Genomic DNA, 12397 nt, shown 5'->3' with positions numbered 1-12397 from the left:
GAATGGACCTATCTGGATATTAGATAAAACCAGATGCCCTGCAATAGGCTCGTTGTAGCATTCTATTGGTTTCTCGGAGTTGTCCCCGCTACCGCTGTGTCCTTGTCCAGACCCCACGCCATCGGTGTCGCCGATCCACGGCAGCGAACGGTAGCAGCACGGTAGGGACGGCAACGCTACGGCAAGAAGCACGGTAAGAGCCGGGGTATCACACCACACGCACTGAAGCTGGATTGGCCGTGTCTGCCAGGATGCAGCGAGCCGCCGTTGCCGGATCGGCAGGGGCAGGCCATCTTGGAGCAACATCAGCCATACATGACTCGGCCTGGAGACTTACCCCCTCAAGGCTCCTCTCGCACGATCCGTCTTGTCACTCGCCTTTGGTGCGGCCATGCTGGCCTCGCCAGCTTTGGCGCTATCCGCCAAGGACTGTTCCGTGAAGTACCAAGCCGCCAAGCAGGCTGGAACATTGAACGGGCAGTGGAACTACTTCCAGAAGGCTGAGTGCGCGGCACCGGCTGACACGTCCACAACCCCCACCGCGAACCCATTCTCTGCCATCCTGGTCATCGTGGCCAGCATCGGGTGCATGGAAGGCAAAAGCGCGGTGGCAGTCTAAGGCTTCCATTGCCTGCTCGACCTTTCCTCAGGCAACAACTCTTATCGAGGCGCTTTGGCCGTGAGCCATGGAAGCCTCGGCTACTGTCGGATCCGAATTGCTCTCTAGTTCACCGGCTTCCCGGTCGATCGCTTTTGCCAGCAGTTGCGCACGCCAAGCCCAAAGATCTCTTTCGCAACGGATCTCGTCCGACTGCTTCTGCTCAAGGGCGAGGGCGATGTGCAGGTCATCGAGGTCATTGCGAAGGTCGGTCGTGCGCTGACGCTCTTGGGCAAGAGCATCCCGCAGGAGGGCTAGGACCGCATCGAGCTTGCTGGGATCCGCCTTCAAGGCTTCAGATCTGGCGAGTTCGGGTTTCGCCGGTGCGCGCTTGAACGACAGGGACGCTTCGTCCCGATAGCGCGAGCGGGTGACCGGCTCCGCCTCAGTCGAGGCCTGGAAGGCTCGGCTAGGTTCCAGCAGCTCCGCGCGAACGCGCTCGACGTCCAATCCGGTGCAGGGGATTTCGGCCGTCTTGGAGATGTCGACTGTTTTGGGCGGCTCGGCAGGAACGGGCGCGGCGGCCGGGAGGCTTTCCTCATCCAGCACCAAGCCATGCAGCATGGCGAAAACCGCGTCGCCGTCGAGCCGGGTCAGATCGAAGCCGCTCGCGGCGGCGATCCCCTCCCAACGGGTGCGGCCGGTCGCGGACTGGCCCACGAAGGCCATCGACCAGTTCGTGAAGCTGCGGCTCTTGGCCGGGCCGCATTGCAGAACCGTCACGTCGCCGTGGCGCGGGTCGCACTGGATGCGCTCGAAGGTGCTCTCGACGCCCTGCTGCGGGCCTTCCAGCACCTGCGCGAACGCGCCTGCGTTGAACATCAGCGCACCGGTGACGTCGACCTTGGCGTTGTTGCGCTGAGACGCGGCCAGGATTTGCGAGACGGCTTCGGCAACCTCGGCGTCCGTTCCCTGCAGGTGGTTCTTGCTGGCATAGACGAGGCGGTAGAGATCACTCACGACGAAAAACTCCAGGCGGAAAGATCGGTCAGTAGGCTGTGAGGTCGGCGGAAAGGAACTTCAGAACCTCGGATGCAGGAACCGGCTTGCTGATCAGGTAGCCCTGAACATCGGTGCAGCCCTCCGCGCGGATGCGCTCCATCTGGTCCGCCGTCTCGACGCCCTCGGCGACGGTGGTCATGCCGAGGCTCTTGCCGAGGCCGGCAATGGCGCGAATGATCGCCTCGCCATCGCGCTTGCCGGACAGATCGCTCACGAAGGATCGGTCGATCTTGATCTTGTCGAAGGGAAAGCTGCGCAGGTAGCTTAGGGACGAGTAGCCGGTGCCGAAATCGTCCATCGACACGCGCACACCAAGTTCGCGCAGGCGGTGCAAAGTCTGTAGGGTTTTCTCGCTATGCTGCAGGAGGACACCCTCGGTGATCTCCACCTCGAGGCGCGTGGCGGGCAGCCCGGAGGCGGCCAGCGCGGACATGATCATCTCGACGAGACGCTCGCTCTTGAACTGGGCCGGCGAGACGTTGACGGCGACCGAGAGTGGGGCGGGCCAGGTCACCGCATCGCGGCAGGCTTGGCGCATCACCCATTCGCCGATCGGCACTATCAGGCCGATTTCTTCGGCCAACGGGATGAAGTCGAGGGGCGAGACCATCCCGCGCACCGGATGCTGCCAGCGGATCAGCGCCTCGCAGCCCACCAGCCGGTTGCCTTCCAATTGAAGCTGCGGCTGGTAGTGTAGCTGGAATTCACGACGCGCCAGCGCTTGGCGCATGTCGAGTTCGAGTTGCCGGCGCGCCTGCATACGCGCATCCATCTCCGGCTCGAAGAAGCGGTAGGTGGCTCGCCCGTCGAGCTTGGCCCGGTAGAGCGCGAGGTCGGCGTTCTTCAGGAGGGTGTCGGCATCGCTACCGTCGCCCGGCGCGAGCGCAACGCCAACGCTGGCCCCGATGGTGAGCAGGTGGCCGTCGACCATGTAGGTCCGTCCAATCAGGTCCACGAGGCGGCGGGCCAGCGCCTGCGTGTCGGCGGCCTCTTTGACGCTGGTCTGTAGGATGACGAACTCGTCGCCGCCGATCCGCGCCACGGTGTCGGTCGGCCGCACGGTGGAGCGCAGTCGATCGGCGACCTTCTTCAGCAGGGCATCCCCCATCGGATGACCCAACGTGTCGTTGACGGGCTTGAACCGGTCTAGGTCGATCAGCAGGACGGCACACGCCTCGCCAGTGCGCTGCAGGCGCCCGATTGACTCCTTAAGGCGCTCACGCAGGAGAAGCCGGTTCGGCAGGCCTGTAAGCGGATCGTGCCGAGCCATTTCGTCGGCCTGAACTTCGGCGGCCCGACGCGCGGTGACGTCCTCGAACGTGATCGCCCATCCGCGATCGGCGACGGGATATAGGCCGATGCTCAGAAGGCGTTCATGAAGCGTAATTTCGAAGGTAGAGCTTGCGGCTTGGGCAAAGGAGTGACTCAGCTGTGCTCGCACCTTATCCCAATGATCTGCCGCACTATTTCGAACAATGCGAAGGACGTGTCGAACAGAAGAGCCTTCTGAGATCAGCTCGTTTTGACTGCTGATAAGGCTTAGGGACTGACCAGCAGCAAGGATGACGCGCCCATGCTCATTGATCAGCAGCAAACCATGCCGCACAGAGTTCAGGTAAGGCAGCAACATCGGCAATGCCGTAGCAACGCTCCGGAGGCTGGATTGCCCAGAAGGCTCGTCGTACACAGATCTGGACACAACCCGTAAGGGCGAGAGCATGGCAGGAAGCTTTCAGGTCGCACCCGACCTGCACACAAGCGCACACGAGCGATCAGGCCGATCATAGCGAGAGACAGCTAAATGTTTCTTAAGTCGCTATTTTGGCTTTTGACGAAGGTCGTTTATGCACTTTTCTGTGACAATTGTCTTCATTCATTGACTAATCAATAATATCTCTCGTAACAAACAAATATTTCAAAACTATTTTCAGAAACAAAGAATTACTTAAATAATACGGTGGTGTATTGAGTTTTGATTGATTTGTAATTTCTTGAGACGGGCCACCAGAGATCCGCCTAAGCGAGACGGCTATCCTATTTTCTTTTTTATCGGTTATTCGACCGTTTTCCCGACTCGCAAGGCTGCACGCAAAAGGTCCGAGAAGGGTGGCTATCGGACCTTGGTCTCCGATCCAGAAGCGGACGTTCCACATCCGACCCAAGTTGAGCGTTGGATGTACTCCGTCAGTTCGGGAAAGGGCACCTGTCCGACCCCGAGGCCGAAGCACTATCCGGGCTGATCGAGGCGCGGCAACTGTCCGAAACCGAGCGATCTGTCGAATAGGCCAAGAACCACACAGGAAGCCCCAGGAGCCGCGTTCGGTCTCGGCCGCCGACGGAACAGCCGGATAAACTAATAAGCATAATTAAATCTATGATTGTCTCACGAATTAAAATCCCTCATCCAACTTGCAACTTCATTCACCGGTAGAGGGCGAGCGAAAAGGTAGCCCTGCACCTCGTCACAGGCTGTCGATTGGAGCTGGCGGAGTACAGTTTGCGTCTCGACGCCCTCGGCTACAACGCGATGGCCAAGATGCTTCGCCATCGAGATCATCATGGTGACCAGTGAGAACTGGCGTGGATCGGTATCAATGTCATTCATAAAAGAGCGATCGATCTTTACGACATGGACCGGCAGCCGCTGCAGATAGGACAAACTACTATACCCGGTGCCGAAGTCGTCGATCGCTAAACGAATACCAGCAGCAGCCAGGTCGTTGAGCTGGTTGAGGGCTTGCTCGGCATCGTTCATTACTGCCGTCTCGGTGATCTCAAGCTCAAGGAACTCGGGGGGCACTCGATGGCGCGCCAGGACCTGCCCGACGCGGCCCGCAAAATCGGTTTCGTGCAAGTTGGTGGAAGAGATGTTGACCGAGATAATCAGCTCCAAGCCCATCTCTCGCCACCGCGCCAGCTGTGAGACAGCAGTCTCCAGCACCCAGGCTGTTGTTGGTGTTGCCAGGGCCATGCGCTCGATCAGAGGAATGAACTCACCTGGAGCGATCGACCCGAGCGTCGGATGCGTCCACCTCATCAAAGCCTCGGCGCCCACACAACGTCCGGAGGCGAGATCGACGCGAGGCTGGTAGGCAAGAGAAAACTCTGAGGGCTTCTGCAACGCTGCCTCGAAATCCCGCAGCAGCATGAAGCTTCGTCGGAAGGCGTTGTCCGAGGTGTTTGAATGGATCTGAAAGAGCTTGCCTGTCGCACGAGCGTCCTGAGCTGCTCCCTGGGCAATCCTCAAAATGTCGCTCGGGGGTAGCTCTCCCAGGATAAAGGGAGCGATCCCCAGCGCGACGGTGCCAATCATATCCGGCCCGCCTAGCTTTCGGAGCTTCTGAGTCTGCGTGCTCAAAAGATTGACGTAGGCAAATTCGTCCATGCTTTCGGGTGCTAATGCCGCTAGCTGTGTACTTCCGATATGATATGCTTTTCGCTGCGGCCCAATCAAGGACCGAAAATTGCGTGCTGATATTCTGACGAGATCATCGATAACAGCCGAGCCCATGACGCGTACAGCATGGTTCATCTGCTCAAAAGAGATCAAATCAACAACAATCACGATATTTTGCGCTTTTGTTGTATCATTACGAGCCAGATCGCTAAGGTCATCGAAAAACTGTGTTCGGTTCGGAAGTTCACTGATCGGATCAATGCGTCCGAAGGCATGCTGCAACTCGATCTGCGACATCACCATAGCGGCGAGATCGTGAAGGGCCGTTAGCTCAGAGGGCTGTGCCTGTCGCGGGGATGTTCCGAGCACACACATGGCGCCAAGACCGAAACCGTCGCGCGTCATGAGTGGAACCCCAGCATAGAAGCGTATTCCAGCTCTTGCCAAGACGCTGTCGTGATAACAGGGATCTGTGAGAAAGTCCTCGATCACCAACAGGTCGCGACTCTCGGCCACTTCAGCACATGGTGCCTTCTCACGTGGGATCGAGCTGTGTTCTACGCCGACCCGCGACTTGAACCATTGTCTGTCGCTATCGGTTAGAGATATAGCTGCGATTGGCAGGTCGAAAATCTGGCTTGCCATTCGTGTGATACGATCGAAGTTCTCCCCCGGTGACGTGTCAAGGAGGTCTAGTCTGAGAAGCGCGTCTAGACGGTTGCTTTCTTCAGCTGACACCATCGGTTGATACCCCCGACTAAACCGCTAGATTGACCACGCCTCTAAACCACCCGGTATGCGGCGGCTTAAGACAGACTTTGCTACGAATGATAGCTAGGATTAATTTTTTATAGCGCCATAAAGTGCCGACAAGAAATTTCTATAGCGTCACACAAGTTGATTTCAAATTAATATCAAATGATGCACAAGGATAAAATATGATCATATGCTATTTTTTAGGGGGCGCAGATTTAGTCATTAGGCTGAGTTAGCAGGAACTGGAGAGCTATAAGCCCGGTTTCATGCGACAAAAATGCCCAAGGCCCGCAAGGCATTCCCTAACTGATCGTTACTTGCTGAAGCGTCCTCGTAGCGCCCTGCGATGTTTGCAATCGGGCGCCCAATTCGGCGGATCACCTCACGCTCGAATGAGATAAAGCCCTCGATCTCGCTGCGCACATTGCGAATGGGACGGCAATCGATCTCGGCGCGATATCGTGTTCCATCACCTCTGTAGTTCGTCAGGTAGCCGTGGAAGCGCTCTCCCCTTTTCAAGGCATGGTGGAAGACGTCGAGCGTCGCCCTGCGCGTCTCTCGACCTTGCATGAAGCGTGGACTTAGACCAACAATCTCGTCTGGATCGCGTCCGACCAGCTTCCCAAAGGCTGGGTTGACGTAGGTGATGATCGGCCCAGGCGGCTCAAGAGCGGCCTCCGTAATGACGATACCAACAGGAAGATCCCGGCCAAAGGCACGGATTAATTCGACGATTGTCATATTGGTTGGGCGATCACCTTCTTGTAAGCCGTAGCTCACTATCGTCCAATCGTAGAGCTGACAAAGACGTTCCCCAAGGGTTGATGGAATACGAAAGGCCGAGGATAACCGCGGCTGCCGCGTAAATCATCGGATCTTCATCAGTCGGGGAAAAGCGATCCAATCAAGACATATATCCTAGACTTTTCTATGTCTGATATCCGACCGTTTTCTCGACGTATGTAGCTACATACGGCAGGGTCCGGGAAGGGTGGACAGCGGAAGTTGCAGGACGCTGAAAAAGTGTCCGTTATGGAGTTTCAAACGGCGGACGATCGTGCCACCCGGGCGCTCCTCACGTGATGAGCCCTACCGCTTCGCTTCCTTGACTGCTTCGATCAGCGACCGGATGCGGGCAGCCATGGCGTCCATCGCGAACGGTTTGGTCAGCACCGACATGCCAGGTGCGAGATGGCCGTGGCCGAGCACCGCATTCTCCGCGTAACCGGTGATGAACAGCACCTTGAGGTCCGGGCGCTTCACCCGTCCAGCATCTGCCATCTGCCGGCCGTTCATTCCGCCTGGCAGGCCCACATCCGTCACCAGAAGGTCGATGGGCACGTCCGATTGCAGGATCTTCAGCCCCGCCGCGCTATCGCCAGCCTCGATGGCAAGGTAGCCAAGGTCCTCAAGGATATCGCTGACAAGCATGCGCACGGTCGGCTCATCGTCCACGATCAGCACCGTTGCCTCCTGCTCCGAGCGGGGCAACGCATCAAGTTTGATCGTACCGACCTCGTTGTCCGCATCGCCATAGTGGCGCGGCAGGTAGATGCAGATGGTCGAACCCTGGCCGACCTCGGAGTAGATCCGCACCTGCCCACCAGACTGCTTGGCGAAGCCGTAGATCATCGACAGGCCCAGGCCCGTGCCTTCGCCGATGGGCTTCGTCGTGAAGAACGGCTCGAACACCCGCGTGATTACTTCCGGCGGCATGCCGGTGCCGGTGTCGGTCACGCACAGTGAAAGGTACTGCCCTTCCGGGAGGTCCTCTTTCTTGGCGGCGCGCTCATCTAGCCACCTGTTCGCGGTCTCGACCGTGATGCGCCCGCCATCTGGCATCGCGTCCCTGGCGTTGATGCACAGGTTGAGCAGGGCGTTCTCAAGCTGCGACGGGTCCACCAGGGCGGGCCATAGGCCTGAGGCCCCGACCACCTCGACCGGGATGCCTGGGCCAACCGTACGCTGGATCAACTCCTGCATGCCCAAGACGAGCCGGTTCACGTCGGTGGGTTTGGGGTCGAGGGTCTGGCGGCGGGAGAAGGCGAGGAGGCGGTGGGTCAGCGCCGCGGCGCGCTTCGAGGCCCCCTGTGCGGCCACCATGTACTTGTCCACGTCCTTGAGGCGGCCCTGCTGCATCCGGTTCTGCATCAGTTCCAGTGACCCGGAGATGCCCGCGAGCAGGTTGTTGAAGTCGTGCGCCAGCCCCCCGGTGAGTTGGCCCACCGCCTCCATCTTCTGGGATTGCCGAAGCGCCTCCTCGGCGCGCATCAGTTCGGCTGTCCGCTCGGCGACGCGCTGTTCCAGGGTCTCGTTGAGAGTGCGCAACGCTGCCGCTGCCCGGTCGCGCTCCTCCAGGATGGCGCGGCGCTCCTCCACGTCGATGAGTACGCCGGGGAAGCTCGATGGGGTGCCGTCCTCAGCGCGGTCAACGCGCCCGTTGGCCTCGATCCAGTAGTAGCGTCCGTCCGTCCGGCGCACGCGATACTGGTGCGCGTAGGCGCCGCCCCGCTGAATGGCGTCGTTGATCGCCTTGGCCAGTCCCGCTCGGTCGTCGGGGTGGACGGTCGCGACGATCTGAGCGAGCGGTATGCCGGTCGTGCCGAGGGCTGGGTCAAGGCCGAAGCTGCTGGCGAAGCCCTCGTCAACGGTGAACCGGTCGGTAGGTAGGTCCCAGTGCCACGTCCCGAGGATAGCACCCGCGCCAAGGGCAAGTTGCACGCGCTCGGCATCGGCGTGCGCCTTCACCTCCCGATGCCGTGCCTGATCCCTCTCGGCGCGTAACGCGGCCTCGGCACGCACGCGCGCCGTGACCTCATGGCCACCCACAAGAATGCCATTGATCGGGCCATTCTGTTCGCGGATCGGCTGGAACAGGAAGTCGATGTACCGGTCCTCGTCCTCATCCACGAACCGGATCGGCGTGCCCTGAGCCGAGAACGGGACACCGGTGGCGTACACCTCGTCCAGCAGTTCGAAGAAACCCTGCCCTTCGAGTTCGGGGAATATGTCGCGCACAGTCCGGCCGAGGTAGCCGCGCGCACCGGCCGTCGCCACGTAAGCGTCATTGACGTACGCATAGACGTGGTCCGGCCCTTCGAGCACGGCGACGAAGCCCGGTATCTGCTGTAGCAGGCTTCGCTGGCGCCGGTTGCTGGCGCGAAGGCTGTCCTCCAGCGCCTTGCGCTTCGTGGTCTCGGTCAAGATGGAGATGACCCCGCCGATGCCGTTGGGCGCGGTATCGTCATCGATCGGGCTGAACCCATAGGTCCAGTAGGCATCCTCGACCCGGCCCTCGCGCAAGATCGGGACGTGCTGGTCCTCGTACCAGGTATGCCTGCCGCCGTTGCGGACCTTGGCGACCTCAGAGCCGATCACCGGCCAGATTTCACCCCAGCTTTCGGATGCCGGACGGCCGAGCGCGGAGGGATGGCGCTCCGGTCCCGCCGAGGGGACAAAGGCGTCGTTGTAGAAGAACGTCGCCTCCGGCCCCCAGAAGATGTGCATGGGGTGGTGGCTGTTGAGTAGCAAGCGCACCGCCGTGCGCAGGCCGGAGGGCCAACCCTCGGGCTTGCCGAGCGGCATCGTGGTCCAGTCGTAGGCGCGCATCAGCGTCGCCATCTCGCCCGCCCCGGCAAGGAAGTCGCAGCTACCCGACATCGGATCAGGCGCTGTCATGAGGGGGAGGAGACTGCTGCACCATCGCTTGCTGGGTGATCGGGGCCTTACCCATCTCGGCCCGCTCAAACTCCCGTAGGGCGGCCCGCACGACCTCGCTGATGCTGCTGTAGCGGCCGGTGGCAACGCACCCTTGCAGGAACACCCGCAGTTCCGGGGGCACGGAGATAGTGATGGTTTCGCGCACAGCCATATCGGATCGGTAACACGTCCACACACTGTCTTACACGTGACACATGCGTGATCCGGTTGCGGTCCCTATGCCGTCTGCTTCCCGGCAGGATCGGACGTTGGACGGTGCCTACGCCAACGTCCAAGTAGGGTCGATAGCAACCTGAACGACGTGTCGGCAATCCGACCGTTTTATCGGCACGCATGGCCTTATCTGGCAAGGTCTGAGAAGGGTGGGAACAGACCCTGACCCTTCGCCCTGAAAGGGGCGTTCCGCCTCCGGCTCGATCCGGTGGTTCGGACTCCTGGAGCCGATCCCGCGAAGCAGGCGTTGATATGAGTTCGACGCTGATGCTACCGAGCCGTCCTCGCCCATCTCAGGCTGTGAGATCCCTCAGCCTTTCGGCTAGGCTCGCCGACGCCAAGTCGCCGCGATTAAGGATCTGGCTAGCGCCGCGAAGCTTGCTTCGGTCGTCCGCCGAGAACTCCCGACCTGTTAGAACGATCACCGGGATGTCAGAGCAGCCGGGCAAGGCCCGAACGCCCTCTAGGAAGCCGAAGCCGTCCAGCACGGGCATGTTCAGGTCCACGATCACCACGTCCGGCTTGGCATTGGCCGCTTGCTGTAGCCCCTCCTCGCCGTCCGAGGCCTCCACGACCGACCAGCCGTCCTCCTCCAGGGTGGAGCGCATCGCCATGCGGGTCATGGCCTCGTCCTCGACCAGGAGCACGGTGCCGCGCTGATCCGTCTGGGTCAGCCTGAACTGGTTCACGATCTTGCCGAACCGCGACCAGTCGACCGGCTTCAGCATGTAGTCCGAGGCGCCGAGAGACGCCGCCAGCTTGCGCTGGTCGACGGAGGTGACCATCACGACTGGGATCGGCGCCAGCATCGGGTCCGCTTTGATCTGGCTCAGCACCGACCATCCGTCCACGCCCGGCATCATCACGTCCAGCAGGATGGCTCGCGGCCTCAGCTCCCGGGCAAGGTCAAGCCCGTTCCTGCCGTTTGTGGCCGTCCGTACCCGGAAGCCCTCGCGATGGAGGAACCGCGTGGTGAGTGCGAGCTGGTCCGTATCGTCGTCGATAACCAGGATGATGTCGCCCTCTGCTCCGCCATCGCCGATGACATCCGGATCGGGCGAGGCCTGCTCGTCGACGGGTGGAACGTAGGTCGCCGGCACGGTGAACGTGAAGGTGCTGCCCTGGCCGGGGACGCTGGACACCGAAATGGTCCCGAAGAGGATGTCGGCGAAGGCACGCGTGAGCGAGAGGCCGAGGCCGGTTCCGCCGAAGTTGCGGGTGGTGGAGGCATCAGCCTGCTCGAAGCGCCGGAACAGGCGTGACACCTGTTCGGCCGTCATGCCTATTCCGGTGTCTGAGACGGAGAACGATAACTGGTCGCCACCCGAGGCGTCCGTGATGCGAGAGGCGGCAACCTTTATGGTACCTCCCTCCGTGAACTTGGCCGCATTACTCAGAAAGTTGAACAGCACCTGTCGCGTCTTCGTCAGGTCGGAATGCATTCGGCCCAGCCCGGGGGCAAACTGCATCTCCAGGGTGTTGCCCTTCTTACCGACCAGCGTCGCGACCGAACCCGCGACGTCGCGGAGCATGTCCTCCACTGCGAAATCCTCGGCGTAGACTTCCATCTTGCCGCTCTCGACCTTGGAGAGATCCAGCACGTCGTTGATGAGCCCGAGCAGGTGACGGGCGTTGCGCTCGACCTTTCCGATGTCGGGCACGAGGTCCGACGCCGCGCAGCCGTCGGCGATCTCCTCGCCCATCATCTCGCTGTAGCCGATGATGGCGGAAAGCGGAGTGCGGAGTTCATGGCTCATGTTGGCCAGGAAGTCGCTCTTCGCCGTGTTGGCCTGCTCAGCTGCTTCCTTAGCGGTTTCCGCCGCCGCATGGGCGTCGGTCAACGCCGCCTCTCTGTCGACGAGGATGTGGTTCGCCGCGTTGAGCCGCTCGAGCGTTGCTTCGTTCTGCACGACGGACCGGCGCAGGGCATGGCAGATCCACACCATGGTCGCGCCGACCGTCACGTACTGGCACAGCAGGGCCACGTCGACACTACTGAGCATCCCGTCGCGCGTGTAGAACCAAGCGGCGATCAGGGTGGACAACGACAGTGCCAACGTCCCGGCACCCCAGCCGAAGGCCAGGGTGACGACCAAAAGGACCGGAATGTACAGCAGGAACGGTGCGACATGGGCTGGGGCCAGGAACCGAACGAATGTCATGGCACTGACGAGCAGCAGCGTGACACCGTAGTCGGCGACTGGCGAATGACGTCGGCGGGCGACCGTCCCGATCAGTTTGTGCAAGCTGCTCATGGGACGTGAGTGTCACGACCCAGGTGCTTTGGGAAGCGATCGGAACCTGACATTGCCCACGCCATCAGAACGAACGCCGCCACAAAATAATAGCTTCGGAGATTATACGCGACCGGTCTCGGCGTAAGGCGTTTTGACGTAAAGTGTCCTATCGTCGTCACAGGAATGACCGTGCGCGTTTCCAGCCTAGTTCCTTCAGAGCAAGCCAGCAGAAATCTATTTTTCTTGGATTTTAGTCCTGTGGCTTCGTATGTCGGATAAACGAACGTTTTTCCGACGAGAAGGTGGAGCGGCTCGTTGACGGCTCACCGCAACCGGATTTCTGTCGGGAAAATATGACTGGTTTTCTATTGCGGATAAAACGTACCTGAATCACTATCCCGACATGCTCGTCGG

Annotated in this window: 8 protein-coding genes; 1 reads left to right on the top strand and 7 read right to left on the bottom strand. The window is 60.5% G+C overall.

Features of this window, described 5'->3' with window-relative positions; genetic code table 11:
* Nucleotides 1-367: 367 nt before the first annotated feature.
* Nucleotides 368-619 (top strand): hypothetical protein, encoded by a 252-nt coding sequence (locus tag MKK55_RS09310; RefSeq protein WP_243934381.1) that lies wholly within the window; start codon nucleotides 368-370, stop codon nucleotides 617-619.
* A 27-nt stretch (nucleotides 620-646) separates the two neighbouring features.
* Here the strand turns inward: MKK55_RS09310 and MKK55_RS09305 are convergent, their stop codons facing one another.
* The 7 genes from MKK55_RS09305 to MKK55_RS09275 all read right to left on the bottom strand — a co-directional run bounded on the left by MKK55_RS09305 (nucleotide 647) and on the right by MKK55_RS09275 (nucleotide 12001).
* Nucleotides 647-1618: a BLUF domain-containing protein gene (locus MKK55_RS09305; protein WP_243934379.1), complete on the bottom strand. Its 972-nt coding sequence runs from the start codon at nucleotides 1616-1618 to the stop codon at nucleotides 647-649.
* Nucleotides 1619-1646: 28 nt separating this feature from the next.
* A complete protein-coding gene (locus MKK55_RS09300; protein ID WP_243934377.1) occupies nucleotides 1647-3290 on the bottom strand; it encodes a putative bifunctional diguanylate cyclase/phosphodiesterase in 1644 nt (547 codons plus the stop codon).
* A 753-nt stretch (nucleotides 3291-4043) separates the two neighbouring features.
* Nucleotides 4044-5798: a sensor domain-containing phosphodiesterase gene (locus MKK55_RS09295; protein ID WP_279596083.1), complete on the bottom strand. Its 1755-nt coding sequence runs from the start codon at nucleotides 5796-5798 to the stop codon at nucleotides 4044-4046.
* Nucleotides 5799-6077: 279 nt separating this feature from the next.
* On the bottom strand, nucleotides 6078-6593 hold the full coding sequence (locus MKK55_RS09290; protein ID WP_243934373.1) for a PAS domain-containing protein: 516 nt from the start codon (nucleotides 6591-6593) through the stop codon (nucleotides 6078-6080).
* 309 nt (nucleotides 6594-6902) lie between these two features.
* Nucleotides 6903-9434, bottom strand: coding sequence for an ATP-binding protein (locus tag MKK55_RS09285; protein ID WP_243934371.1), 2532 nt, complete (start codon nucleotides 9432-9434; stop codon nucleotides 6903-6905).
* Between the two features lie 43 nt (nucleotides 9435-9477).
* Entirely contained in the window at nucleotides 9478-9678 is a 201-nt protein-coding gene (locus MKK55_RS09280; protein ID WP_243934369.1) for a type II toxin-antitoxin system ParD family antitoxin, read from the bottom strand.
* Between the two features lie 361 nt (nucleotides 9679-10039).
* Nucleotides 10040-12001: a response regulator gene (locus MKK55_RS09275; protein WP_243934368.1), complete on the bottom strand. Its 1962-nt coding sequence runs from the start codon at nucleotides 11999-12001 to the stop codon at nucleotides 10040-10042.
* Nucleotides 12002-12397 lie beyond the last annotated feature (396 nt).

Origin of the sequence: Methylobacterium sp. J-059 (assembly GCF_022829485.1) — a bacterium.
GTDB lineage: Bacteria > Pseudomonadota > Alphaproteobacteria > Rhizobiales > Beijerinckiaceae > Methylobacterium.
Note: the sequence above shows the minus strand (reverse complement) of the source record. Positions and strands in the feature narration are given on the sequence as shown.

Bases quoted from the DNA above. Each gene is read 5' to 3' on its own strand.
- MKK55_RS09300 (WP_243934377.1), bottom strand. From the start codon at position 3,290: ATGTTGCTGCCTTACCTGAACTCTGTGCGGCATGGTTTGCTGCTGATC.
- MKK55_RS09295 (WP_279596083.1), bottom strand. From the start codon at position 5,798: ATGGTGTCAGCTGAAGAAAGCAACCGTCTAGACGCGCTTCTCAGACTA.
- MKK55_RS09285 (WP_243934371.1), bottom strand. From the start codon at position 9,434: ATGGCGACGCTGATGCGCGCCTACGACTGGACCACGATGCCGCTCGGC.
- MKK55_RS09275 (WP_243934368.1), bottom strand. From the start codon at position 12,001: ATGAGCAGCTTGCACAAACTGATCGGGACGGTCGCCCGCCGACGTCAT.